This is a genomic window from Methylobacterium sp. A52T, from assembly GCF_053346095.1.
Genome location: NZ_JBKFBI010000013.1, coordinates 1 through 25696 on the forward strand (window position 1 = coordinate 1; position 25696 = coordinate 25696).

Consider the following 25696-nt stretch of genomic DNA (forward strand, 5'->3'; position numbering starts at 1 on the left):
CGCCCCCCCCGGCCCCCCCGAGCGGCGACCCCCCCCCCCCCCGCGGCGGGGGCGGGAGCCGGCTGGCCAAGCTAGCGGCCCGGCGCTGGCCCGCGACTGATCCAGATCAAGCCGCCGCGCATCCGCCGCCGCCCGGTCACGTCCCGGTGTCGCAGGCTGTCGCAGGGTACGCCCGGCGCCGGCGGCCGCTGCGGGAGGTCCGCGCGAGGCCGTGCCGGGTCTTGTTCCAGCGCAGCGGCGCCCGGACCAGCTCGATCAGCGCCAGCCACGCGGCGAGGCTGACCAGCAGGAAGTAGACCGGCATCCACGGGACTGACCGGGCGAGGTCCCCCCAGCCGCGCCGGGCGCAGCCGACGAGGGCGGGCAGGACCAGGGCGGCGAGCCCCGTCCCGAACAGCGTGATGGCGAGCCCCGTGGAGAGGTTGTCCAGGAAGACGGGGGCGGCCGGGATGTCCCGGACCAGGAAGGACCACGCCGCCGCGGCGAGGCAGGCCGGGTAGGCGAGCGCCGAGACCACCGTCCCGGGGACGAGGGCGGCGGCGCAGAGCGTCTCCAGGCCGCCGAGCCTGCGGGCGTTGGCCAGCGGGCGCCGCCCGTGGGTGAGGCTCGTCTGGACCAGGCCCTTCAGCCAGCGGGTGCGCTGGCCGAGCCAGGGCCCGAGGCGGGCCGGCGCCTCCTCGAAGGTGGGGCTGGGCAGGTCGCCGACGGTGTAGCCCGCCAGCGCGAGGCGCAGGCCGAGATCCGCGTCCTCGGTGACGTTGTGGGCGTCCCAGCCGTGCAGCGCCCGCACCACGTCGGTGCGCAGGTGCATCGAGGTGCCGCCCAGCGGGACCGGCAGGCCGCAGCGGGCGAAGGCCGGGTTCAGCACGTCGAACAGCCCGGCATATTCGAGGGCGAAGGCGCGGGCGAGGCGCGAATCGCCGGCATTGTCGATCACGAGCCGCCCCTGGAGGCAGGCGGTCCGCGCGGGCAGGCGCGCGAACAGGGCGGCCGCCAGCCGCAGCTGGCCGGGATCGGGCACGTCCTCGGCGTCGTAGACCGTGATCAGGGTGCCGCGGGCGAGCGGCAGCGCGGCGTTGAGCGCCCGCGGCTTGGTGCGCGGGCCGCCCGGCGGCACCGTGATCACCTCAAACCGGGCCGGGAGGGTGTCGCGGGGGAGGGCCGCGGCGGTCTCCGCGTCGTCCGCCTCGAGCAGCAGCTTGATGTCGAGCTTGGCGGCCGGATAGTCGAGGGCGGAGAGCGCCCTGAGCAGGTCCGGCACCACCGCTGCCTCGCGGTGGAGGGGGACGAGGATCGTGTAGACCGGCAGGTCGGCCTCGGCGAGGGGCACCACCGCCTCCGCGGCGACCGGGGCCGCGATGGCGAGGGCCGCGATCCGCAGGGTCGCCATGGCCAGGAACAGGATCTGCCCGGCCGTCATCACCGCGCGCGCCAGCGGGGCCGGCAGCGCCGCGCACAGGCAGAGGGCGGCGGTCCCGCCGAGGGCGAGGACCAGCAGCCAGCGGAAGGCCGGCTCGGGGGCGGCCGCCCACTCGGGGCCGTGCCGCCGGAGGTCGTGCGCCGCGTGATCCGCCACCTGCCCGGGCACGGACGCGAACACGGCCTCGCGCAGGCGGGTGGGGCTGGTGATCGCCGGCACGGCGGCGCGGCCGGCGGCGTCGAGGAGGTCCGCGATCGCCCGCCCGCGGGGCGCCAGGACCCAGGGCGCCACCGCGCCCGGCGCCAGCGGCGCGAGACCGGCCACGAGGCTGTCGGGGAAGCGCAGGCCCAGGCCGAACGGGATCGGGCCGTCGAGGTAGGGGGCGCCGAGCGCCCGGGCCAGGGCCGCGTAGTAGGCCGATTCCGCCATCAGGCCGGCATTCATCAGCGCGGTCGCCGCGTCGGTCCCGGCCGCCGCCGCCGCGGCGGCGGGCCGGCCCCCGGCGCGGGCCCGGACCCCCGCGCCCGGGCCGCCGGCCCGGGCCAGCAGCCGCGCGTCGACGCCCTCGTCGAGCAGGAAGGCGATCTCCGGCGGCAGGCCCTCCGGCCCCGCGGGCGGGCGCTGGAACGACACGCCGCGCGCTCCCCCGGCGGCCCGAGGACGTGGTAGAGGAGGGGGGTGAGCCAGTCCCCGCCCCCGCGCTCCGAGAGGAGCACCGCCCCGTCCCCGTCGTCAAGAGGCGATAGGACAGCCATCCCATCCCGGATCGCGGCGGCCGCGGTCGCGGCGCCCCCCCGGCGGCCGCGGTCGCGGCGCTCCTCGCGGGGCCGGCCGCCGCGGCGCCCCCGGCCGCGCCGGCCACGGGCGTCACCGCCACCCCCGCCGTCACGATCCCGGATTTCTGGAACCCGCGCAGCCGGGGCGAGCGCGTGGAGGCGCCGCAGACCGGCCGGGCGGTCCGCTTCCTCACGGACGACGAGTTCCCGCCGCTGCACTTCGCCGGCCCCGACGGCAACCCGACGGGCTTCGTGGTCGAGCTCGCCCGGGCGGTCTGCGAGAAGCTGACGATCACCTGCACGGTGCAGGCGCGCCGCTTCGACACCCTGCTCGACGCCCTCGACGGCAAGCAGGGCGACGTGGTCGCGGCCGCCATCCCGCTGACCGCGTCCCTGCGGTCGCGATTCCTGGCGACGCGGCCGTATTTCCGCTGGCCGGCGCGCTTCGCGGCCCGGACCGACAAGGGCCTGCCGGTCCCCTCCGCGGCGGCGCTCGCCGGCCGCAGCGTCGGGGTCATCGCCGGCAGCGCCCACGCGGCCTACCTCAAGGCGTTCTTCCCGAAGGCCGTGCCGAAGGACTTCACCGATCTCACGGCGGCCGAGAGCGCGCTCAAGCGCGGCGAGATCGACTACCTGTTCGCCGACGGCCTCAACCTCGCCCTCTTCGTCGGCGGCCAGGACGCGGAGAGTTGCTGCGCGCTGACCGGCGGCGACTACCTGGAGAACCGCTATTTCGGGGAGGGGATCGGCCTGATCACCCGCCCGGAGGACGCGGCCCTCTCCCGGGCGCTGGACGACGCGCTCCAGCGTGTCTGGGACGACGGCAAGTACACCGAATTGTACCTGCGGTTCTTCCCCGTCAGCCCGTTCTGACAGGGGCGAAAGGCTTCCACCAGACGCGCGAATCGGGGATCCTGCACGGCGTCGGATCTCCATGGATCAGGAGCGGCGCATGACCGATCTGCTCGAGAAGGCCGTGGCGAAGGCACGGGTCCTCGCACCGGAGATGCAGGACGAGATTGCCCGCCTCATGCTGGCCTTCGTGGGGGATGAGGGATCGGTCTACCGGTTCAGCCCGGAGGAGGCGGCGGAGCAGGACGAAGCCGACGCCGAGGAGGCGCGTGGTGAGTATGCCACCGAGGCGGAGGTGCGCGCCATCTGGGCGAAGTATGGCCTGTGAGGCTGCGGCTGACCCGCACCGCCGCGCGCCAGCTCGACCACGTGCTGGCCGACATCACGCGCCATAACCCATCGGGTGCCGACGCGGTCCTGCTGCGGATCGGCGCGTGTTTGGAACTCCTTCTCCGCCATCCCTATGCGGGTCAGATGACCGACCGGCGCGGCATTCGGCGCATCGTGGTGTCGCCTTACCCCTACATCATGACCTATCGCGTCACTGCCGATGAGGTCGTCGTGCGCACCATCCGGCACGCGGCGCAGCGGCCTCTAGCCTGAGCGACATGCCCGCGATGGAGCGCGTGCGGACGAATGGATCAGCGCCTTGCACGACCGGGCGTTCCGCTCCGGTGCGAACCGCTCTAGGGTGCGCGCGTCCAATTCGCGTACATCCCAGAAGACATGCCAGCCGCCCCCCCAGCCCTGACCCTCGACCCCGACCTCGTCGAGGCCGCCACCAACGCCGCCGCCTGGCCCTTCGAGGAGGCGCGCAAGCTCGTGGCGCGGCTGGAGAAATCCGGCAAGCGAGAGGTGCTGTTCGAGACCGGCTACGGCCCGTCGGGCCTGCCGCATATCGGCACGTTCGGCGAGGTCGCCCGCACCTCCATGGTGCGCCACGCCTTCCGGGTGCTCACCCGCGACGCGGTGCCGACCCGGCTGATCGCCTTCTCGGACGACATGGACGGGCTGCGCAAGGTGCCCGACAACGTCCCGAACCGGGAGATGCTGGCCGCGCACCTCAACCAGCCGCTCACCCGCGTGCCGGACCCGTTCGGCACCCATGACAGCTTCGGCGCGCACAACAACGCCGAGCTGCGCCGCTTCCTCGACGCCTTCGGCTTCAGTTACGAGTTCCGCTCGGCGACCGAGTGCTACCGCGCGGGCGTGTTCGACGCGACGCTGCTGCGCGTGCTGGAGCGCTACGATTCCGTGATGGAGATCATGCTGCCGTCGCTGCGGGCCGAGCGCTCGGCGAGCTACTCGCCGTTCCTGCCGCTCCACCCGGTCACCGGCCACGTGATGCAGGTGCCGATCGACGAGGTGAGGGCGGAGAGCGGCACGATCGTGTGGCGCGATCCCGCCACGGGCGAGCGCTACGAGACTCCGGTGACCGGCGGCCACGCCAAGCTGCAGTGGAAGCCCGACTGGGCGATGCGCTGGGTGGCGCTCGGCGTCGATTACGAGATGGCCGGCAAGGACCTGATCGACTCGGTCAAGCTCTCGGGCAAGATCGCCCGGGCGCTCGGCGGCGAGCCGCCGGAGGGCTTCAATTACGAGCTCTTCCTGGACGAAAAAGGACAAAAAATCTCGAAGTCGAAGGGCAACGGCCTGACCATCGACGACTGGCTCAAGTACGGTACGCCGGAATCGCTGGCCCTGTTCATGTACAACAAGCCGCGCGAGGCCAAGCGTCTGTTCTTCGACGTGATCCCCCGGCACGTCGACGAGTATATCGGCTTCCTGGACCGGTACGCCGGCCAGGACGCGAAGCTGCGGCTGGGCAACCCGGTCTGGCACCTCCACGCCGGCACCCCGCCGGAGCCCGAGCGGGTCGAGGGCGCGAGCCTGACCTTCGCGATGCTGCTCAACCTCGCCGCGGTGGCCAACACCGAGGATCCGGCGGTGCTGTGGGGCTTCATCCGCCGCTACGCGCCGCGGACCGGTCCGGAGACCCATCCGGGCCTCGACCGGCTGGTGGTCCACGCCCTGAAGTACTTCTCGGACTTCGTGCGGCCGGCCAAGACCTACAGGGCGCCGACGCCCGAGGAGCGGGCGGCCCTGGAGGACCTGTCGGCGACGCTGGCCGAGCATGCCGGCTCCACCGATCCCGAGGCCCTGCAGGCGGCGGTCTACGAGGTCGGCCGGCGCCACTTCCCCGACACGTCCGGCAAGGCCAAGAGCCCGGACGGGCGGCCCGGCGTGTCGCAGGCGTGGTTCACGAGCCTCTACAACGTGCTGTTCGGCGAGGCGCGCGGACCCCGGTTCGGCTCCTTCGTGGCCCTCTACGGCGTCGACGAGACCCGGGGCCTGATCGCCTCGGCGCTGTCGGGGGCGCTGGTCGCCGAGCACGAAGCCTTCGCGGCCGGCAAGGCCGCCCCGGTCGCGTGAGGGCGCGATGATCATCGACGATCTCGCCGCGCTGGAGGCGATCTACCACGCGCCCCTGGCGCCCGCCTCGACGGTGAAGGTGGCGGCCGCGATCACGCCGGACTACGCGGCGCTGATCGCGGCCTCGCCCTTCGCGGTGCTGGCGACCGCCGGCCCCGAAGGGCTCGATTGCAGCCCGCGCGGGGACCGGCCGGGCTTCGTGCGGGTCGCCGACCCGCGCACGCTGATCCTGCCCGACCGGCGCGGCAACAACCGGATCGACTCGCTCCGCAACGTCGTGCGCGACCCGCGGGTGGCGCTGCTGTTCTTGATCCCGGGCTCGGGCACGACGCTGCGGGTGAACGGGCGGGCGGTGATCTCGGCCGACCCGGACCTGCTCGCCTCGTTCCGGGTCGACGGCCACGCGCCGCGCACCGCCCTCGTGATCACCGTCGCGGAGGTGTACTTCCAATGCGCCCGGGCGATCATCCGGGCCGGGCTATGGGATCCGGAAGCCCGCGTCGACCCGGGAAGCCTGCCGACGCCGGGGGCGATCCTGGCGGCGCTGACCGCGGGCGAGGTCGGCGGCCAGCGCTACGACGCGGAATGGCCGGAGCGGGCGGCCAAGACGATGTGGTGAGGGTGGTGAGGGTGGCGTCCGCGACATCCCCGTCCTCGCGGGCGGAGCGATCCGGTGTCGCGCCACCTTCGGGGATGTCGCGCCGCCCTGGGTCGCCTCGCCGCGCTCGCGATGACGGAGCGTCACCTCACCCCACCAGCGCGAGATCCCGCGTCTCGGTGTCGGGGATGACGTCGACCTCGACCTTGAGGCGCTGCTTGCCCGAGCCGCTGACGATGCCGTCGACCGGCGCCACGTCGCCGTAATCGCGGCCGCGGGCCACCACGATGTGGTCGTCCCGCACCGCGACGCCGTTGGTCGGGTCGAGGCCGAGCCAGCCGGCGCCGCACCAGACCGCCACCCAGGCGTGGCTCGCATCCGCCCCGCGCAGGCGCGGGCGGCCGGGCGGCGGCACCGTGCGCAGGTAGCCGCTGACATAGGCCGCGGGCAGGCCCATGCCGCGCAGGGCCGCGATCATCACGTGGGCGAAGTCCTGGCAGACGCCGGCCCGGAGCGCGAAGGAGTCCGCGAGCGGCGTCGAGACGGTGGTGGCCTTGGAATCGAAGCGGAAATCCCGGCCGATCCGCAGCATCAGGTCGTGGGCCGCCCCGTAAGCGCTGCGGCCGGCGGCGAAGCTCGGCCGCGCGTAGTCGGTGATCGCGGGCAGCAGCGGCACCCGGCTGCTCGGGAACAGGAAGTGCACCGGCGCCCGGCCGCCGAGGTCGCGCCCGGCGAGAACGGCGTCGCGGACCCGCTCCCAGGGCATCCCGGATTCGGGCGGCGGCGGGGCCGGGCGCTCGACCCGCACGGTGGACAGCGCCTCGACGCTGAAGGTGGTGTGGGGCGTCTCCAGGGTGATCGCCACCGCGTCGATCCCGAGATAGTCGCGCCGCATCACCGCGCGGGCGGGGCTCGGGTCGATCGTGACCGCGCTCGCCAGCACGCTCTGGCCCTCGCAATCCTGCGGCTTGAGCCGCAGGGTGCAGCGGGCGAAGTGCACCGGCCGGCCGTAGCGGTAGGCGGTGCGGTGGCGCAGCGTGTAGATCACGCGAGCCCCGTCAGCTTCTCGGGGCGCAGCGCGTTCGGCCCGGTGGGGAAGTAGCGGGCCGCGATGCCGTCGGCGAGGCGCTCGAGGTCGGTCGCGAGCGCGGTCAGGCGCACGGCGTCGAAATCCGCGGCCTCGCCGCTGCGCAGCTCCGCCAGGATCCGGGTCGCGAGGCGGCAATGCGGCTCGGGGATCCCGTCCGCGGCGAGCGCCGGCAGGTCGGCGAGGTGCCGGGTGATCGCCTCCGCCTGGAAGGCGATCGAGCGCGGGTTGTAGGGGTCGAGCAGCACCATGTCGCGCACGGGGTCGAGGGCCGCTCCCTGCAGGTAGCGCCGCCCGTAGCTGATCTGCGAATCGCACAGGGACAGCATGACCCCGAGGCAGCCGGGGGTCGCCTCGTCGTTGGCGAAGGCCAGCGCGAAGGCGCCGGTGTTGATCGCCCGCTCGATCCGCCGCCCGAGCTCGATGAAGTGCCAGCCCTCGGCGCGGCTCATGTTCTCGTGGGTGAGGCCGGCGAGCGCCGCGAGCTGGCTCAGGGCCCGCTCGGCACGGCCCGCGAGCTGCGACTCGGTGAAGGCCCGCTCGGTGTTGAGGGACAGGAACTCGTTCAGGTCGGCGAGCACCCGCCACGCCTCGCCCGACAGGCGGGCGCGGAGCGCGGCGGCGTTGCGGCGGGCCGCGATGACGTGGGACCGGGCCGAGCCCGGCCGGTCGCGCCCGGCCAGCGCCTCCTGGGCGAGGCGGGCGGTGGGCAGGTCGGCGGCCGCGATGGCGCCCCACTCGTGCAGCAGCGCCCGGAGCGCCAGGGCCGCCGGCGTGTCGAGGGCGCCCGAGATGTCGGTCCCGACGGCGTCGCCGACGCTGCGCAGGTGGGCGAGCACCAGCCGGATCACCGCCTCGCCGCGCTCCAGGTAGCGGCCGAGCCAGAACAGGCCGTCGGCGGCCCGGGCGGGAAGGTGGCCGCCGACCCGCCGCACCCGCGGCGCCGCCTGCGCGCCGATCAGGGGCGCGGCGACCGGCTCCTCGGACAGGACCCAGACGTCGGCGGAGCGGATGCCGAGCCGCAGCTCGATCGGGTCGACGTCCTCGCGCTCCGAGACCCGGCAGAAGCCGCCGGGCATGACCTGCCAGCCGAGGGGCGTCCGCGCGGCGAAGACGCGGACCACGAAGGGGCGGGGCGTCAGGAACAGGCCGTCCGGGCCGCGCTCCCAGCCCGGCATGGTCGAGAGCGGCGCCGCCTCCTGGGCGACGTAGTCGAAGGGCCGGTCGCGCAGGGCCGCCACGACCCGCTCCCGCTCCGCCGCCAGGACCGGGCCGGCCAGGATCGCGTCGCGCCCCGCCCCGCGCTGGGGCGTGGCGGCCGGGCGCAGGGTCAGGCTGTCGAGGTTGGCCCGCGCGTGCGCCAGGCCCTCGAGGTCGCCGCACCACCACGTGCGCGGGTGGCCGAGCTGCAGGGGCTCGCCGAGGAGGCGCCGGGCGATGCCGTCGAGGTAGGGGGCGAGGGCGGCCGACTCGACGAGCCCCGCGCCCGGCATGTTGGCCATCACCAGGGAGCCGTTGCGCAGGGCGTCGAGGATGCCGGGCACGCCGAGGCGCGAGGCCGGGTTCAGCTCCAGGGGGTCGAGGAAGTCGGCGTCGATCCGCCGCCACAGGGCGTCGGCGCGCTTCAGGCCCGAGACGGTGCGCACGTGCAGGCGCCCGTCGCGCATGACGAGGTCGTCGCCCTCCACCAGCATCAGGCCGAGGTAGCGGGCGAGCGCCGCCTGCTCGACGTAGGTGCTGCTGTAGGGGCCGGAGGTCAGCAGGCAGATCCGCGGGTCGGCGCGCTCGGCACCGAGCGCCAGCCCGTCGCGGAACGCCTGGAAGAAGGCCGGCAGGCGCTCGACGTGGAGGTCCTGGAAGAAGTCCGGGAAGGTCCGGGCCAGGACCATGCGGTTCTCCAGCGCCCAGCCGAGGCCCGAGGGCGCCTGGGTCCGGTCGGCGAGCACCTGCCAGCGCCCGTCCGGCCCCCGGCCGAGATCGGCCGCGTAGAGCTTGAGGTAGTGGCCGCCGGGGGGCGCGACCCCGTGGAGCGGGTGCAGGAACTCGGGCGTGCCGGCCACGATCGCGGCGGGGAGCAGCCCCTCGGCGACCAGCCGGCCCTCGCCGTAGGCGTCGGCGAGGATCGCCTCCATCAGCTCCGCGCGCTGGACGATGCCGGCGCTGAGCGCCGCCCATTCCGGCCCCTCGATTACCAGGGGCAGGCAGCCCAGCGGCCAGGGGTGCTCGCGCTGGTCGCCGGCGATGCGGAACGAGATGCCCGCGTCCCGGATGTGCCGCTCCGCCGCGACGAAGCGGGCCATGATCTCCGGTTCGGTGAGGCCGCCGAGGCGGTCGAGCAGGCGCGGCCACGCCCCGCGGGGCGAACCGTCGGGGCCCAGGAACTCGTCCGGCCGGCCGGGGGCGGGGCGGTAGCCTGCGCACCAGCGGGCGACGCGCTCCCGCGCGCCCTCCGGCCGCTCGGCCCGGCCGCGGCTGCCCGCGAGCGCCGCCTCCATCACGGATCCCCGGTCATTGCGGGGCCGGCGTCCGCAGGTCGAGGGTCAGCGGGAACTCGGCGCTCGATTCCGGGCGGGGCATCTCCACCCGGCCCGGCGTGTGGCCGTTCGGTTGGAACCGGGCGAGGCGCCGGCCCTCCGCCTCGTAGGCGTTGACCGGATGGGTCTCGTAGTTGCGCCCGCCCGGATGGGCGACGTGGTAGCGGCAGCCGCCGAGGGAGCGACCGCTCCAGGCGTCGAGGATGTCGAAGGTCAGCGGCGAGTGGGCCGGGATGGTCGGGTGCAGCGAGGAGGCCGGCTGCCACGCCTTGAAGCGCAGCCCCGCCACGGCCTCGCCGCCGCGGCCGGTGGAGGTCATGGGCAGGCGGCGGCCGTTGCAGGCGATGACGTGCCGCTCGGGCACGAAGCCCTCGACCCTGACCTGCAGCCGCTCGACCGAGCTGTCGACGAAGCGCACGGTGCCCCCGCTGGTCCCTTCCTCGCCCATCACGTGCCAGGGCTCCAGCGCCTGGCGGAGTTCCATCCGGACCCCGCCCTGCTCGACCGTGCCGAAGACCGGGAACCGGAACAGGGCCTGCGCCTCGAAGGCGACCGGATCGAAAGCGTACCCCGCCGCCCGGAGATCCTCCAGCACCGCGAGGAAGTCGGACCATAGGAAATGCGGCAGCATGAACCGATCGTGGAGGTTCGTGCCCCAGCGGACACAGCCGCCGGTCTGCGGCTCGCGCCACAGCCACGCCACGAGGGCGCGGAGCAGGAGCTGCTGCGCGAGGCTCATCCGCGCGTCCGGCGGCATCTCGAAGGCGCGGAACTCCAGGAGGCCGAGGCGCCCGGTCGGCCCGTCCGGCGAGTAGAGCTTGTCGATGCAGATCTCGGCCCGGTGGGTGTTGCCGGTGACGTCGACGAGGATGTTGCGGAAGATCCGGTCGACCAGCCAGCGCGGGATGTTGGGCGCGTCCGGGGCCGGCACCTGGGCGAGCGCGATCTCCAGCTCGTAGAGCCCGTCGTGGCGGGCCTCGTCCATGCGCGGCGCCTGGCTCGTGGGCCCGATATAGAGGCCCGAGAACAGGTACGAGAGCGCGGGGTGGCGCTGCCAGTAGAGCACGAGGCTCTTGAGCAGGTCGGGCCGGCGCAGGAACGGGGAATCGTCCGGCGTGACGCCGCCCATGACCACGTGGTTGCCGCCGCCGGTGCCGGTGTGGCGCCCGTCGGTCATGAACTTTTCCGCGCCGAGCCGGGTCTGGCGGGCCTCGGCGTAGAGGTCGGTGGTGATGGCGACCGCCTCCCGCCACGAGGCGGCCGGGTGGACGTTCACCTCGATCACGCCGGGATCGGGGGTGACCTTGATGACGCCGATCCGCGGGTCGTAGGGCGGCTCGTAGCCCTCGAGGTGGATCGGCAGCTTCAGCGCGGCGGCGGCCGCCTCCAGGTGGCCGGCGAGCTCCAGATACTCGTCGGCGCGCTGCACCGGCGGCATGAACACCCGCACCACCCCGTCGCGGGGCTCGAACGACAGGGCCGTGCGCACCGCCACGCCGGTGACGCCGGCGCCGTTGACCACCGCGGCGCCTTGATGCCCCTCGGGATGCCCGTCGGGGAGGGCGGCGCGGGGCTCCAGCGGGTCCTGCGGCTGGTAGTAGGGGTAGTGCTCCGGCGGCACGTAGGGCAGGGACGACAGCGGCAGGCGGAAGCCCACGGGCGAGTCCCCCGGCACCAGGAAGGCGGCGCCGCGCCGGAAGTCCCACTTCTCCGAGATCCAGACGCGGTCGGCCTCGCCGCCCTTGCCGGTGGGCAGGCTCGCCAGCGGCAGGACGTAGCCGGCCGCCTCCCCGAGGCCCCGCGCGTAGACCCGCCTGATCCGGGCGTCGAACTCCACCGAGCCCGACTTGGCGTCGGCCGGCGTGACGTTGACCGGCAGCTCCGCGGTCTTCCGCTCCCAGAGCTCCCCGTCCTCGAAGGCCGGGAAGACGTAGTCGGCGAGGCCGAGGCGGCGGGCCAGCGCGTCGGCGAGCGCCCCGGCCTGCGCGATGGTGGCGTGCCCCGCCTCCCCGGCGGCCACCTCCGGCGCGAACAGGTCCGGGTCGCGCCAGATCGGCTTGCCGTCCTTGCGCCAGTAGAGCGCGAAGGCCCAGCGGGGCAGGCTCTCGCCGGGATACCACTTGCCCTGGCCGTAATGGAGCAGCCCCCCCGGGCCGAACCGGTCGCGCAGGCGCCGGATCAGCTGGTCGGCGAGCCCGCGCTTGGTCGGGCCGACGGCCGCGATGTTCCACTCGGGCGATTCGAAATCGTCCACCGACACGAAGGTCGGCTCGCCGCCCATGGTCAGCCGCACGTCCTGCGCGGTGAGGTCGGCGTCGACCCGCTCGCCCAGCGCGTCCATGGCGGCCCAGACGTCCTCTGAGAACGGCTTGGTGATCCGCGGCGTCTCGGCGACGCGGGTGATCGTCATCGCGAAGTCGAACTTGGTCTCGGCCGGCTCCATCGCCCCCGAGATCGGCGCGGCGGAGTGGTAGTGCGGCGTCGCGGCGAGCGGGATGTGGCCCTCGCCGGTGAGCAGGCCCGACGTGGCGTCCATGCCGACCCAGCCGGCGCCCGGCAGGTAGACCTCGGCCCAGGCGTGCAGGTCGGTGAAGTCCGCCGACGCGCCGGTCGGCCCGTCGACCGCGGTCGTGTCGGGCACGAGCTGGATCAGGTAGCCGGAGACGAACCGGGCGGCGAGGCCGATCCGGCGCAGCACCTGCACGAGCAGCCACGCCGAGTCGCGGCAGGAGCCGCTCTTCAGCCGCAGGGTCTCGGCGGGGGTCTGGACGCCCGGCTCCATGCGGACGCCGTAGGCGGTCTCCCGGGCGATCAGGCCGTTCAGCGCCACCAGGAACTGGACCGTGTTCGGCTCCTCCGGGAGACGGGCCAGCAGCGCCTCCATCTCGGGGCAATCCGCGTCGACCGGCGTGCGGTACGGGGCCAGCTCCCCGGCGAGGGCGGGGTCGTACGCGAAGGGCCGGACCTGGGCGTAATCCTCCACGAAGAAGTCGAACGGGTTGATCACCGCCATGTCGGCGGTGAGGTCGACCTCGATCCTCAGCTCGTCGGTCTTCTCGGGGAAGACCAGGCGGGCGAGCCAGTTGCCGCTCGGATCCTGCTGCCAGTTCAGGAAATGGTTGGCGGGCGTGACCGTGAGCGCGTAGGCCGGGACCTTGGTGCGGGCGTGGGGGGCCGGGCGCAGGCGGATCACCTGGGGGCCCAGGCTGATCGGCCGGTCGTAGCGGTAATGCGTGACGTGGTGCAGGGCGGCTCTGATCGACACGATGGCTCCGTCGGAAGGATCGAACGCGGTCGCGCTGCCGGTCCCTGGCGCCGGCGCCCACCGCACGGTTATGCGACACGGATCGCGCAACAAGCAATTTCCGTGCGTCGCCCAGGTGCCCGGGCCGCTGGCAGGAACTTTGCCGCCCGGCCCCGCTTGACCGGCAGGTGGGCCGGCCGCCGGCCCGGGACCGCGCGATGAAGATCTTCCAGTGCCAGGCCTGCGACCAGCCGGTCACCTTCGAGGCGACCGCCTGCGAGAGCTGCGCCCGGCCGCTGGGCTACGCCTGCGCGGTCCACGAGGTCTCGGCGCTGGAGCCGCAGGGGCTCTCGGTCCACCCGCTGATGGGCGGGGCGCAGGTCTTCCACGCCTACGCGGATCCCGGCCGGCGCTACCGGCTGTGCAACAACGCCCTCGCGCAGGCCTGCAACTGGCTGGTGCCGGAGGACAGCCCCGACATCTACTGCACCGCCTGCCGCCACAACCGCGTGGTGCCGGACCTGTCGCAGCCCTGGAATCTCGCCCGCTGGCGTCAGATCGAGGCGGCCAAGCACCGGCTGTTCTACTCGCTGCTGCGCCTGGAACTGCCGCTCGCCACCCGCGCCCAGTACACGGACGGGCTGGCCTTCGACTTCCTGGTCGACCCGTCCGAGAGCGTCTCCGGCGGGCCGCCGGTGCTGACGGGCCACATCAACGGCCTGATCACCATGAACATCGCCGAGGCCGACGACGTCGAGCGGGAGCGCCGCCGGATCCTGTTCGGCGAGCATTACCGCACGCTGCTCGGCCATTTCCGGCACGAGATCGGGCATTACTTCTGGTACCTGCTGGTGCTGAACAGCCCCGACTGGGACGCGTTCCGGGCGCTGTTCGGCGACGAGCGCCGCGACTACGTCCAGGCGCTGCAGGACCACTACGCGAGGGGCGCCCCCGCCGACTGGGACGAGGCCTACGTCTCGGCCTACGCCACGGCCCATCCGTGGGAGGATTTCGCCGAGACCTTCGCGCATTACCTGCACATCGTCGACACGGTGGAGACCGCCTCGACCTTCGAGCTGCACGTGCGCCCGCGCCTGCGCCAGCGGGGGCCTTCCGGGCCCCAGGCGCCGACCGTGATCGACTTCGACCCGTACAACACGGCCGACCTCGACCGGCTGATCGCCGCGTGGCTGCCGCTCACCTACGCGATCAACTCGCTGTCCCACAGCATGGGCCAGCCGGCACTCTACCCGTTCAAGCTGACACCCGCGGTGATCGCCAAGCTCGCCTTCGTGCACGAGCGGATCTACGCCTCCCGCACCGGCACCCTGCCGGATGCCGGCGCGGCGGGAGCCGAGATGCTCCGCGCGGTGATCCTGGGCCTGCGCCAGAAGGTGGCGGCGCCGACGGCGTGAGGGTGGCGGTCGCGGCAGGCACGCCGTCTCTGCGAGCGGCGCGACGCGATGACGGTCGGAGGGGCGCCTCACGCCCCCCCGTGCCGCTCCGCGAAGGCGCGGAACGCCGCGAGCGTCTCGGCGCTGACGTGGTGCTCGATCCCCTCGGCGTCCCGCCGCGCGGTCTCGGGGCTCACCCCCAGCGCGCACAGGAAGCGCTCGACGATGCGGTGGCGCTCCCGGGCCTGGGCGGCGAGCCGGCGGCCGGCCTCGGTCAGGAACACGCCGCGATAGGGCCGCTGCTGGACGAACCCGTCCTCGCACAGGCGCTTCAGCATCTTGGCGACGGTCGGCTGCGCCACGCCGAGCCGGGCCGCGATGTCCACCTGCCGCGCCTCGCCGCCGTCGCCGATCAGGTCGTCGATCAGCTCGACGTAATCCTCCACGAGTTCCGAGCGCCGGGCCTCGCGGGCCTGGCGGAAGCTCTCCACGTGGCGCTCGGGATCGACCAGCGCGGTCTCGGGCGAGCCCGGCTCGGACGGTTCCTGCATCGGCTCTCCCCCACCGCGGTCCGCGCGGGCCGCCCCGACCCCTGTCTAGCAAACACCGCCACCTCGAGGGGAGTCCCGCGGGGCCGATACCGGCGGCCGCTGCCAGCCCCTTGAATCTAACCCCTTGAATCCAACCCCTTGAATCCTGGCCGCGAACCCTGAATATAGCCTCCGCTATATCTTTGAGGAGAGGGTTCGAGCATGGTGGCGCCGAACGCCGCGACGGCCCCCGGGCGCGCCGCGCCCGGGGCGATGAGCCGGCGGACCGAGGGCGCGATCCGCGACGTCCTCGACGGCCGTCCCGGCGGCCGCGCCCGGTTCCTGCTGTTCGCCGGCCCCGCCGTGACGGCGTCGATCGCCTACATGGACCCCGGCAATTTCGCGACCAACATCCAGGCCGGCGCCCGCTACGGCTACGGCCTACTCTGGGTGGTGCTGCTCGCGAACCTGACGGCGATGCTGTTCCAGGCCCTGTCGGCCAAGCTCGGCATCGTCACGGGCAAGAACCTCGCCGAGCACTGCCGGGACGCGACGACGCGGCCGGTGCGCCTCGCCCTGTGGGGCATCAGCGAGGTCGCCGCCATGGCGACCGACCTCGCGGAGTTCCTCGGCGGCGCGATCGGCCTGTCGCTGCTCACCGGCATGCCGCTCATGGCCGGCATGGCGATCACCGCGGTGGTCACCTACGCGATCCTGCTCCTGGAGCACGAGGGCTTCCGGCCGCTGGAGATCGCCATCGGCGCGATGGTCGGCACGATCGGCCTCTGCTACGCGGTCGAGCTCCTGATCGCGCCCGTGGCCTGGGGCGAGGCCGCCAAGGGCCTCGTCACCCCGCGGATCCCGGACGCGCAGGCGCTCACCATCGCGGTCGGGATCATCGGCGCCACCGTGATGCCGCACGCGCTGTTCCTGCATTCGGGCCTGACTCAGGGCCGGGGCAATCCCCGCACCGAGGCCGACCGGCGCCTGCTGGTCCGCTACTCGAACCGCGAGGTGGTGGTGGCGCTGCTGCTGGCGGGCCTCGTCAACATGGCGATGGTGATCATGGCGGCGGCCGCCTTCCACGTCGGCCACAGCGAGGTGGCGGAGATCGGCGAGGCCTACCGCACCCTGACGCCGCTCCTCGGGCCCGCCGCGGGGGCGGCCTTCCTGGTGTCGCTGCTCGCCTCCGGGATCTCCTCCTCGGTGGTGGGCACGCTCGCCGGGCAATTGGTGATGCAGGGCTTCACCGGCTGGCGCATCCCGCTCCTCGTCCGCCGGCTCGTGACCATGCTGCCGGCCTTCGCGGTGGTGGCGATCGGCGTCGACCCGACGCAGGCGCTGGTCCTGTCGCAGGTGGTGCTGTCGCTCGCCCTGCCGGTGCCGATGGTGGCCCTGGTGGTGTTCACCCGGCGCCGCAGCGTGATGGGGCCCTTCGCCAACGGGCCCGTCACCCAGGCCGCGGCCGTGGCGGGGGCCGCCCTGGTGCTCGCCCTCAACATGGTGCTGCTGGCGGTCGCCTTCGGGGTGCCGGTACCGGGGCTGGAGTGAGAGCCCCGCCGGCAGCCCTGACGACAGCCCCGGCGGCAGCCCCACTCAGGTCGCCCGCACCACCACCTCCACGAGGTTGGCGCCCCCCGAGCGGATCCCGGCCTCGATCGCCGGGGCGATGTCGGCGGCCCGGGTCACCCGCCGGGCGGGCACGCCCATCGAGGCGGCCAGCGCCGGGAAGTCGATCCGCGGGTCGGTGAGGTCCATGGCGATGAAGCGGTTGGCGCGCACCGAGGCGTAGTGCGCCTGGCCCTTCATGAAGGTCTTGAGGATGTTGTACTCGGCGTTGTTGATCACCACGAAGGTGACCGGCAGTTTTTCGTGCGCGGCGGTCCACAAAGCTTGCGGCGAGTACATCGCGGCCCCGTCCCCCACCACGCAGACCACGGGCGCGCGGTCGAGGCCTAAGGAAAACCCCACCGCGGCCGGCATGCCCCAGCCGAGCACGCCGCCGCGCATCGCCGCGTACTGGTGCGCCGAGGGGCTGTCGAGGAAGGTGCGCAGGTGGGTGAGCGTCGCGGGCGCCTCGTCCACGATGGTGGTCTCGGCCCCGACCGCGCGGGCCACCTCCCGGGCGGCGACCAGCGGCGCGATCACCGGATCCTCGAAGGCCGCGTCGGCGGCTGCGGCGAGCCTCGCCCGGCGCTCGGCCCGGGCGGTCACGGCCTGGGCGCGCAGCCGCTCGAAGGCGTCGGCCCGGTCAGCGAGGCGGGGCGCGAGGAGCGGCAACAGGGCGTCCAGCGAGGCGCGGATGTCGCCGACCGTCGACAGGCAGGTGGCGTAGGTCCGCCCGAGGTCGCGCACGTCCGCCGAGAGCTGGAACACCTGCACCCCCGGCGGCACCGCCGAGACCTCCGAGTAGAGGACGGTGATCAGCGACTTGCCGCCCAGCGCGAACACCGCGTCGTAGCGCCCGAGGATGTCGGCGATGGCGTCCGCCCGGGTCGGCAGGTTCCCGGCCCAGAGCGGGTGCGCGGTCGGGAACGGGATGTGGGCCGGCCAGGACGAGCCGTAGACCGGCGCCGCCAGCAGGTCGGCGAGCGCCACCATCTGCGCCGAGGCGTCCGAGGCATCGATCTCGTCGCCCGCGATCAGGGCGAGGCGGCCCGGCGCGATGGCGGCGAGCTTCTCCGCCAGCCGGTCGAGGGAGCCCGCCACCGCCCGCTGGTCGATGGTCGAGGTCTCGCCCGCGGGGACCGCGCTCATCGCCTCCATCACGTCCATGGGCAGCGACAGGAAGACCGGCCCGGAGGGGGCGGCGCCCGCGTCGTGGAAGGCCCGGCGCAGCAGGATCGGGATCTGGTCGGGGCTCGTCACCTCGCGGGCCCACTTCATCACCGGGTCGGCGATGGCGACGAGGTCGCCCATCAGCAGCGGGTCGGTCAGGGCGTGGCGGAGATCCTGCTGCCCGGCGGTGACCACCAGCGGCGTGCCGGAGACCTGGGAATTCACCAGCCCGCCCATGGCGTGGCCGAGGCCGCCCGCCGTGTGCAGGTTGAGGAAGGCGGGCCGGCGGGCGCCCTGCGCGTAGCCGTCCGCCATCGCCACGGCGGTCGCCTCCTGCAGGGCGAGAATGTAGGCGATGTCCGGCGCCTCGGTGAGCGCGTCGATGAGCGGCAACTCGGTGGTGCCGGGATTGCCGAAGATGTAGCGCACGCCCTCCGAGCGCAGCACCTCCACCAGGAGGTCGGCGCCCCGGCGGCGGCCGGCGGTCTCCACGGTCTCGATCGGCATGCCCTGTCCTCTCCGACGGAATCAGCCGGAGGCTACCCCATGGGCGGACCGGGGCAATGCCGGCACCGCCCCGCGCCGCCCCGCGCCGGGCGGCAACTGACCGGCAACCGATCGGCAGCCTTTTCGGCGTAGCCTCCGGCCGGGACGCGCCCGCGCCCCCGGGCGCAGGCCCGCCGATCCACGCCACCGACCAGGACGACACATCATGCGGATCGCGGCGCCCCTCGCGCTCCTCGCCACCCTGGTGGCTCCCCCGATAGCCCTCCTGGGCCTCGCCGCGGACGCGCGGGCGCAGGGGCTCGAGCGCGGGGCCCAGGAGGGCGCCTCGCGCGGCGAGGAGATGGCGGGTCCCCTCGGGGCGATCGTCGGCGGCGCGATCGGTGCGGCCGTGGGCACGGCCAACGGCATCCTCGGCGTCGACCGGCGGGAGCGGTTCCGAATCTACGCCCGCGGCGAGCGCCGCCCCTCCATCGCGCTCGCGGGACCCGTGCGGGTCGGCACGGTGCTCCCGGAGGACGGCATCGTGTACTACGATGTCCCGCGGGAGTTCGCCCTGCCGGATTACAGCTACACGATCGTCAACGACCACCCGGTCCTCGTCGACCCGCGGTCGCGCCGGATCGTGGAGGTGATCGACTGACGGCCCGGGCGGCCGGCCGGGGATCCGGCGCGAGGGAGAGGGCGAGCCGATGCCGAGAAGGATGGGGATCCGGGCGGTGCTCCCGTCGGCGCTCCCGGTGACGGGCCTGGTGACGGGATGAGCGTGCGCGACGCCGCGGATGCCGGACGGCGGCACTGGTTCTACGATAGCCGGATCCTGGTCTGCACGTTCTGCCTGCTCGCGGTCATGGTCATCTTCTGGCAGGTGAGCCGGTTCGAGGGTTTCCAGCCGATCTTCACCTGCGCGCGCAATCAGGACGTCGATCGCGACCTGCTCTCCGTCGGGATGCGCGCCTGCATGGGCGACGCGCCCTCGCAGGCCGCCCAGGCGCGCTGCATGCACGTCGTCTACCTGCTGGCCTGCACGGACGAGCGGTGGCGCTGACGCCGCCGCGCGCGGCGGGCGGCCCAGCGGCCCCGGTGCGAGGCTGAGCGGCGGGGACGCCGCGGCCCGTCCGCGGCGAGGCGGATCGTGTCCGCGCGGATCGCGCGGTTCCGGGGCGGGTTCCGCTCAGGCGCGCAGCTCCGCCACGAAGGCCCGGATGAACGGCGGCAACCCGTCGAGGTCGCGCAGGCACAGGGTCAGGTCGCGCCGCGCCCAGGCGTCGGCGAGGGGCACCACCGCGAGGGCGAGGCCCTGCGCGGCGCGGGCGGCGGCGCTCTCGGGCAGGATCGCCAGCCCGACCCGCGCCTCGACGAGACGGCAGACGGCGTCGAAGTCCCGGAGCTGGACGCGCAGGCGCATCGGTCGCCCCTCGCGCACCGCCTGGGCGACGAGGAAGCGGCTGATGGCGCTGCGCCGGTCGAGGCCGACGAGGTCGTGGCCGAGCACCTCGGCGAACGGGATCGTCCCGCGCGCGGCCAGGGGATGGTCCCGGGCCGCCACCAGCACGAACCGGTCCTCCCGGAACGGGAAGGTCTGCAGCGAGCCGGTATCCACCGTGCCGGACAGGATGCCGAGATCGGCCGCCCCCTCGGCCACCAGCCCGACGATCTCCTCGGAGGTGCGCTCGTCGATCTCGACGCCGATCCCGGGGTGATCGGCCAGGAAGGCCGAGAGCGCCTCCGGCAGGAACTCGGTGAGCGCGTTGGTGTTGGCCAGCACCCGGATCTGCCCGAAGGCGCTCCCCGAGAAGGCCGCCATCTCCTCGCGCAGGCGCTCCACCCCGGCCAGGACCTCCCGGGCATGGACGAGGAGCGCGCGCCCGGCCGGGGTCGGGCTGACGCCCTGCCGGCCCCGGGTCAGCAGGGCGGCGCCCAGGGAGTCCTCCATCAGCCGGATCCGCGTCGAGGCGGCCGCCAGGGCGAGGTTCGCCCGCGCGGCTCCGTGGGTGATCGAGCCGGCCTCGACCACGTGCCGGAACAGGCCGAGATCGACGAGATCGAACCGCATCATCGCGAGGGCGCCTCCCGCCGCGCCGGCCGGCCGGCGCGCGCCGGGCCGCCTGGGACCCGTCCCGGTCCCCGTCTCCGTCGGGGGGCCGCGCGGCCGCGTCAACCCTTCGTCTCGAAGCAGGGCCGCGGCGATCCCCGTTACAGACGCGCCGATCCTTCAGGCGCCCCGGAGCGGGCGAGGACGGCTCTCCGCCCGTCAATCGCCGCGGCCTCACCTGTCTCCGACAGACGAGGACAGGAATTCACGCGCACTACGCCTCTGATTAAAATAAATCTCCGCAATATAGCCGAGAGCGACGATTTACCGCCCGTTAATGGCGCGTCATTCAATGCTGCTCGACAGTCTCTCGAGGCGTCGCGGCGATGGTTCCTGTGTCGACATACCCGGTCCGGCGGCCGCCCCGGGACCGCCTGCGCCGGCCCGGGAGCCGCTGATGGACGCGCTCCTCGTCGACGACAGCGCCACGATGCGGATGCGCCTGCGCCTCCTGCTGGAGGCCAAGCCCGACGTGTCCGTCACCGATCACGGCGACCCGGTCGCCGCCATGGTCGAGGCGCGGACGCGGGCCTTCGACCTCGTCCTGGTCGACTGCCACATGCCCGACATCGACGGGATCGCCTTCATCCGGCAGATGCGGACCATCCCGCACTACGCGCAGGTGCCCATCGTGATGGTCACCAGCGACATCTCGGACGCGGTGCGGCTCGCCGCCCTGGAGGCCGGGGCGACCGATTTCCTCGACAAGTCCATGCAGGGCGTCGAGCTGACCGTCCGCCTGCGCAACATGATCCGGCTCGCCCGGGCGGTGCGGCGGCTGGCCGAGCAGGCCGCCTGGCTCGACGGCGAGGTGGAGGCCGCCCTGCGCCACATGCGCGAGCGCGAGGAGGAGATCATCTTCCGGCTCGCGCTGGCGGTCGAGTACCGCGACAACGACACCGGCGACCACACGTGGCGGGTGGCCCGCTACAGCCAGATCGTGGCCGAGGGGCTCGGGCTGGCGCCGGAGACCTGCCGCAACCTCTACCTCGCGGCGCCGCTGCACGATGTCGGCAAGGTCGGCATCCCGGACGCCGTCCTGCTGAAGCCCGGCCGGCTCGACCGGGACGAGTTCGACCTCGTCAAGACGCACCCGGCGATCGGCCGGCGCATCCTGGGCGGGAGCGCCTCCGAGCTGATCCGGCTGGCCGCGGAGATCGCCGAGTTCCACCACGAGCGGTGGGACGGCGGCGGCTACCCGCACGGGCTCGCCGGCGCCGCCATCCCCCTCTCGGCCCGGATCGTCGCGGTGGCGGACGTGTTCGACGCCCTGACCACGGCGCGGCCCTACAAGGACGCGATGCCCTTCGAGGCGGCTCTGGACTGCGTCCGCGCCGAGAGCGGCCGGCATTTCGACCCGGACTGCGTGGCGGCGTTCTGCGCGCGCTTCCCGGACATCCGCGTCGCCGGCGGGCGGAACCGGGCGGGCATGCGGCCGAGCGCCGGGCCGGTCACGGAACCCTGGGCCCGGGTCCCGACCCTGTTGCGCGAGGTCGCGCCCGCGGCGCCCGGCCCGGCGGAGTGGCGCGCCGACACCCTCGACAGGATCCTGGAGCCGTCATCGGCCCTGTCGGCGAACCCGGAGGCGTTTGCGCCGTTGATCCCCGACCCGCACGGATCACGGACGGAGCCGGACCATGACCCCGACCTGGAAGACGCTGCCGGAGATCGCCCTGGCGCACGGGATCTCCCTGGAGGATGCCCAGCGCCTCGTGGACGGGGCGAACTGCCCGAAGGTCTTCCGCGCGGACGGCACCGTCTACCTCATCTGAGCCCGTCCCATCCGGGTGCGTCCCATGCGGGTGCATCCCATGCGGGCGCCTCCCGCGAGGCCGTCTCGGGCGGATGACGCGCGGCCCGGCGGGCCCTAACCTGCCGGCATGCGCATCGTCCACACGCCCGATTCGAGCCGGCACGATCCCGAACGCTACATGCGGCGCGGCGCGCCGATCCCGCATCCCGAGCAGGCGGCCCGCTACGCGATCCTGCGGGACGCGGCCGTCCGGGGCGGCCACGACCTCGCCGAGCCGGCCGATCACGGCCTCGACCCGATCCGGGCGGTGCACGATCCCGACTACGTGGCGTTCCTGGCCGAGGCCTGGTCGCGCCGGGACGCGATTCCCGGCATCGGCGACGAGATCCTGACCGGGGCCTTCGCCCGGCCGCAGATGCACCGGAAGCCCGCCGGCCTCCTCGGGCGCCTGGGCCTGTACACCGCCGACACCTCGACGCCGATCCGCGCCGGCACCTGGGCGGCGGTCTACGGGTCGGCGCAGTGCGCGGTCGCGGCCGCCGACGCGGCGCTGGCGGCGGGGCACGCCTACGCCCTGTGCCGCCCGCCCGGCCACCACGCCTACGCGGATTCCGCCGGCGGCTTCTGCTTCCTCAACAACAGCGCCATCGCGGCCGAGCGGATGCGCGCCGCGACCGGCGGCCCGGTGGCGATCCTCGACATCGACGTCCATCACGGCAACGGCACGCAGGGGATCTTCTACGCCCGCGCCGACGTGCTGACCGTCTCGGTCCACGCCGACCCGTCCGATTACTTCCCGTTCTTCGCCGGCTACGCCGACGAGACCGGCGCCGGGGCGGGGGCGGGGTTCAACCGCAACCTGCCGCTGCCGCCGGGCTCGGGGGACGCGCCCTGGCTCGAGGCCGTCGAGGCGGGCCTCGCGGCGATCGCCGCGCACCGGCCCCGGGCGCTCGTGGTGGCGCTCGGCCTCGACGCCGCCGCGGACGACCCGATCGGCGCCCTCGCGGTCTCCCGGGCGGGCTTCGTCGGGGCGGCGGAGCGGATCGCCCGGGCCGGGCTGCCCACGGCGCTGGTCCAGGAGGGCGGCTACCTCTGCGCGGCCCTGCCGGACAACCTCGCGGCCTTCCTCGCCGCCTTCGACGCCGCGCGCTAGGCCGAACGCCGCGGGCGCGCAGTGCAAGGTGCGCAGTGAAGGTGCGCAGTGAAGACGTGATGCGATCGTGATCGCCGGCGCGCCGGACCGGCCGCCCGGATGTGGTCGACCCGATGCCACAACCGACCTATCAGGACGGGGCGGGCGCCGCCGACGCGTCCCGGGCGGGAGGAACGGGCGATGGACGCGGGCGACGTGGGCATGCGCGAGGCGGCCGGCGCTCCGTGGCACGCGGGTCTCACCCGGCGCCACTGGCGGATCCTGTGGGGCAGCTACCTCGGCTGGATCTTCGACGGCTACGAGGCGGTGGCCCTGGTCTACGCCCTGCGCCCGGCTCTGGCCTCGATCCTCACCCCCGAGCAGGCCCAGGCGCCGGCCTTCTACGTGGGCCTCGCCATCGGCATCACCCTGCTCGGCTGGGGGATCGGCGGCCTGATGGGCGGGATCGCGGCCGACTATATCGGCCGCAAGCGCATGATGATGGTGTCGATCCTGGGCTACGCGCTGTTCACGGGGCTCACCGCCTTCGCGGAGAGCTTCACGCAGCTCGCCGTCTTGCGCTTCATCACCGGGCTCGCCATCGGCTCGGAATGGTCCACCGGCATCGCCCTCGTGGCCGAGACCTGGCCGAACCGGGCCCGCCCGAAGGGCTGCGGCTTCCTGCAATCGGGCTTCGGCGGCGGCGCGGTGCTCGCCGCCATCGTGTGGGCCGTGCTCGCCGCCACCGAGCCCCTGGGGGCGGAATCCTGGCGGATCCTGTTCGCGCTGGGCGCGCTGCCGGCCTTCGTGTGCCTGTACCTGCGCCGGGCGCTGGAGGAATCCGAGCAGTGGATGCGGGCGCTCAAGGCGCAGCGCTGGGCGGCCACCGCGGAGGACGCGGAGAAAGCGGACCGCGCCCCGCGGCGCGCACGGCGCCCGTTCTCCCTGACGGAGATCTTCCGCGAGCCCGAGAGCCGGCGGCGGGTCCTGCTCGCCACGCTCCTGTCCTTCGCCACCACGGTGGGCTGGTGGGCGGTCTCGTCCTGGCTGCCGGCCTACACGGAGGGGCTCGCCAAGGCCGCGGGCGCACCGGCCAATGTCTGGGGCCCGCGCATGGGCATCGTCTACAATATCGGGGCGATCGCCGCCTACGTGATCTCGGGCTTCGTGGCCGACGCGATCGGGCGCCGCGCCTTCCTGCTCGTGACCTATGCCGGCTGCATCGCCACGTCGCTCGCCTGCTACCTCTGGACCGGCGGGCTCGTGCCGTTCATGGCGCTCGCCTTCCTGAACGGGTTCTTCACCCTGGGCTTCGCCTTCTCGTGGATGGCGATCTACCTCGCGGAGCTGTTCACCCCGGCGGTCCGGGCGACGGCGTCGAGCGCGGTCTTCAACGGCGCACGGCTGATCGCCTGGATCTTCCCGATCCTGGCCGGGCAGATCGTGACCGCCTTCGGGGGCGTCGCCGCGGCGGCGCTGACCCTGTCGAGCGTCTACGTGATCGGCCTCGTGGTGCCGTGGTTCATGCCGGAGACGCGGGGCCGGCCGCTGCCGGAATAGGTCGGTCCGGCCCCCGCCCCGTCGGGGCGGGGGCCGGTCCTAGTCTTGGTCCTAGTCCTAGTCCTCGTCGTCCTCGTCCTGGTGCCGGCCCTTGAGCTTGGCGAAGACCGAATCGGCGTCGAGCCGCTCCTCGCGACCGCCGTGATCGTCCTCGTGCTCCCGCTCGTCGGCGTCGCGGGCCGTGGAGACCTCAGTCGGCAGCAGCGAGGCGCCGGACTCGGCCGCCACCGCGGCCGGGCGATCGGCCGCCGCGCGCTGGACTTCGAAATCGAGGTTGATCTGCGTGGTCAGGCCGAGGGTGACCGGGTCCATCGGCTGGAGCGAGCCCGAGTTCCAGTGGGTGCGCTCGCGGATCTGCTGGATCGTCGACTTGGTGGTGCCCACGAGCCGGATGATCTGCGAATCCTTCAGCTCGGGGTGGTTGCGCAGCAGCCACAGGATGGCGTTCGGCCGATCCTGCCGGCGGGAGAGGGGGGTGTAGCGCGGGCCCTTGGTGGTGCGCTTCACCTCCGGAAGCTTCACCTTCGAGACGGCGGGCTTCAGCTTGTAGTGCGGCGCCTTCTGGGCCTTCTCGATCTCGTCGCGGGTGAGCTGGCCGGTGGAGACCGGGTCGAGCCCCTTGATGCCGGCCGCGACCTCGCCGTCGGCGATGCCCTTCACCTCAAGCGGGTGCAGCTTGCAGAAATCGGCGATCTGCTCGAAGGCGAGCGAGGTGTTCTCGACCAGCCAGACGGCGGTCGCCTTCGGCATCAGCGGACCCTGGGACATGCTTCTCGTGCTCCGGCCTGGCGGGACGGGGGCCGGGCATCGGGCCGCGGGCTCCGGATGACCGATCCGGATGTCCCGTCTCACGCTGTCGAATGGGGATGACGCACTATAGGCCCGGGCGGGGAGGGGCGCAATCGCGGGCTCGAGGCGCCGACGCGGATTCTCCGGGTCCCGGAGATAAGGCTAAGCTTGTGCCGTGAGCCTGACCGACTCACCCGCGAAGGCCGCGCGCGGCCGG

At 73.8% G+C, this 25696-nt stretch carries 20 protein-coding genes; 12 read left to right on the top strand and 8 right to left on the bottom strand.

Translation table 11 applies throughout. The features are described 5' to 3' along the window. Positions 1–136: 136 nt before the first annotated feature. Complete coding sequence (locus ACLBYE_RS05355) at positions 137–2053, bottom strand: glycosyltransferase family 2 protein (RefSeq protein WP_447693347.1); 1917 nt, start codon at positions 2051–2053, stop codon at positions 137–139. A 125-nt stretch (positions 2054–2178) separates the two neighbouring features. Between ACLBYE_RS05355 and ACLBYE_RS05360 the strand changes: the two genes are divergently transcribed. From ACLBYE_RS05360 to ACLBYE_RS05380, 5 genes are all read left to right on the top strand, one after another. Beyond that, the gene (locus tag ACLBYE_RS05360) at positions 2179–3069 is read left to right on the top strand and encodes a transporter substrate-binding domain-containing protein (protein WP_447693380.1); all 891 of its coding nucleotides are present in this window, start codon (positions 2179–2181) and stop codon (positions 3067–3069) included. 79 nt (positions 3070–3148) lie between these two features. Then, positions 3149–3376 carry a hypothetical protein gene (locus ACLBYE_RS05365; protein ID WP_447681772.1) on the top strand — a complete coding sequence of 76 codons (228 nt, stop codon included), beginning with the start codon at positions 3149–3151 and terminating at the stop codon, positions 3374–3376. Further along, the gene (locus ACLBYE_RS05370) at positions 3373–3651 is read left to right on the top strand and encodes a type II toxin-antitoxin system RelE/ParE family toxin (protein ID WP_447681773.1); all 279 of its coding nucleotides are present in this window, start codon (positions 3373–3375) and stop codon (positions 3649–3651) included. Before ACLBYE_RS05365 ends, ACLBYE_RS05370 begins: the two co-directional genes overlap by 4 nt. A gap of 123 nt (positions 3652–3774) precedes the next feature. After that, positions 3775–5481: a lysine--tRNA ligase gene (locus tag ACLBYE_RS05375; protein ID WP_447693348.1), complete on the top strand. Its 1707-nt coding sequence runs from the start codon at positions 3775–3777 to the stop codon at positions 5479–5481. Between the two features lie 7 nt (positions 5482–5488). Then, positions 5489–6100: a pyridoxamine 5'-phosphate oxidase family protein gene (locus ACLBYE_RS05380; protein WP_447693349.1), complete on the top strand. Its 612-nt coding sequence runs from the start codon at positions 5489–5491 to the stop codon at positions 6098–6100. A 127-nt stretch (positions 6101–6227) separates the two neighbouring features. Here the strand turns inward: ACLBYE_RS05380 and ACLBYE_RS05385 are convergent, their stop codons facing one another. The 3 genes from ACLBYE_RS05385 to ACLBYE_RS05395 are packed head-to-tail and all read right to left on the bottom strand — an operon-like array spanning position 6228 to position 12965. After that, the gene (locus ACLBYE_RS05385; RefSeq protein ID WP_447693350.1) at positions 6228–7127 is read right to left on the bottom strand and encodes a transglutaminase family protein; all 900 of its coding nucleotides are present in this window, start codon (positions 7125–7127) and stop codon (positions 6228–6230) included. Beyond that, a complete protein-coding gene (locus ACLBYE_RS05390; protein WP_447693351.1) occupies positions 7124–9661 on the bottom strand; it encodes a circularly permuted type 2 ATP-grasp protein in 2538 nt (845 codons plus the stop codon). The genes ACLBYE_RS05385 and ACLBYE_RS05390 overlap by 4 nt, the downstream gene beginning before the upstream one ends. 13 nt (positions 9662–9674) lie before the next feature. Then, on the bottom strand, positions 9675–12965 hold the full coding sequence (locus tag ACLBYE_RS05395) for a transglutaminase family protein (RefSeq protein ID WP_447693352.1): 3291 nt from the start codon (positions 12963–12965) through the stop codon (positions 9675–9677). A gap of 197 nt (positions 12966–13162) precedes the next feature. Here ACLBYE_RS05395 and ACLBYE_RS05400 point away from each other — a divergent pair, with 197 nt between their 5' ends. Then, positions 13163–14359, top strand: a complete 1197-nt coding sequence (locus tag ACLBYE_RS05400; RefSeq protein WP_447693353.1) for a zinc-binding metallopeptidase family protein — start codon at positions 13163–13165, stop codon at positions 14357–14359. Positions 14360–14427: 68 nt separating this feature from the next. Here the strand turns inward: ACLBYE_RS05400 and mntR are convergent, their stop codons facing one another. Continuing rightward, positions 14428–14889 (bottom strand): manganese-binding transcriptional regulator MntR, encoded by a 462-nt coding sequence (gene mntR / locus ACLBYE_RS05405; protein ID WP_020093314.1) that lies wholly within the window; start codon positions 14887–14889, stop codon positions 14428–14430. A 201-nt stretch (positions 14890–15090) separates the two neighbouring features. On the opposite strand from mntR, the gene ACLBYE_RS05410 reads away from it, so the two are divergent. Further along, positions 15091–16419, top strand: coding sequence for an Nramp family divalent metal transporter (locus tag ACLBYE_RS05410; protein WP_447693354.1), 1329 nt, complete (start codon positions 15091–15093; stop codon positions 16417–16419). Between the two features lie 45 nt (positions 16420–16464). On the opposite strand, the gene ACLBYE_RS05415 is transcribed toward ACLBYE_RS05410, so the two are convergent. Then, the gene (locus ACLBYE_RS05415) at positions 16465–18153 is read right to left on the bottom strand and encodes a thiamine pyrophosphate-binding protein (RefSeq protein ID WP_447693355.1); all 1689 of its coding nucleotides are present in this window, start codon (positions 18151–18153) and stop codon (positions 16465–16467) included. A gap of 205 nt (positions 18154–18358) precedes the next feature. Here ACLBYE_RS05415 and ACLBYE_RS05420 point away from each other — a divergent pair, with 205 nt between their 5' ends. Together ACLBYE_RS05420 and ACLBYE_RS05425 are read left to right on the top strand one after the other, a co-directional pair. Further along, the gene (locus ACLBYE_RS05420) at positions 18359–18793 is read left to right on the top strand and encodes a DUF1236 domain-containing protein (protein ID WP_091677457.1); all 435 of its coding nucleotides are present in this window, start codon (positions 18359–18361) and stop codon (positions 18791–18793) included. Positions 18794–18910: 117 nt separating this feature from the next. Continuing rightward, the gene (locus ACLBYE_RS05425) at positions 18911–19198 is read left to right on the top strand and encodes a hypothetical protein (protein ID WP_447693356.1); all 288 of its coding nucleotides are present in this window, start codon (positions 18911–18913) and stop codon (positions 19196–19198) included. Between the two features lie 126 nt (positions 19199–19324). Here ACLBYE_RS05425 and ACLBYE_RS05430 read toward each other — a convergent pair whose 3' ends face one another. Continuing rightward, entirely contained in the window at positions 19325–20209 is an 885-nt protein-coding gene (locus ACLBYE_RS05430) for a LysR family transcriptional regulator (RefSeq protein ID WP_020093319.1), read from the bottom strand. 433 nt (positions 20210–20642) lie between these two features. Here ACLBYE_RS05430 and ACLBYE_RS05435 point away from each other — a divergent pair, with 433 nt between their 5' ends. The 3 genes from ACLBYE_RS05435 (at position 20643) to ACLBYE_RS05445 (ending at position 24690) form a co-directional block, all read left to right on the top strand. Further along, positions 20643–22094: an HD domain-containing phosphohydrolase gene (locus tag ACLBYE_RS05435; RefSeq protein WP_447693357.1), complete on the top strand. Its 1452-nt coding sequence runs from the start codon at positions 20643–20645 to the stop codon at positions 22092–22094. A gap of 31 nt (positions 22095–22125) precedes the next feature. Further along, complete coding sequence (locus ACLBYE_RS05440; RefSeq protein WP_447693358.1) at positions 22126–23151, top strand: histone deacetylase family protein; 1026 nt, start codon at positions 22126–22128, stop codon at positions 23149–23151. A gap of 180 nt (positions 23152–23331) precedes the next feature. Then, complete coding sequence (locus ACLBYE_RS05445) at positions 23332–24690, top strand: MFS transporter (protein WP_447693359.1); 1359 nt, start codon at positions 23332–23334, stop codon at positions 24688–24690. A 57-nt stretch (positions 24691–24747) separates the two neighbouring features. Here ACLBYE_RS05445 and ACLBYE_RS05450 read toward each other — a convergent pair whose 3' ends face one another. Then, entirely contained in the window at positions 24748–25458 is a 711-nt protein-coding gene (locus tag ACLBYE_RS05450) for a DUF1013 domain-containing protein (RefSeq protein ID WP_331318772.1), read from the bottom strand. Positions 25459–25696: the final 238 nt, after the last annotated feature.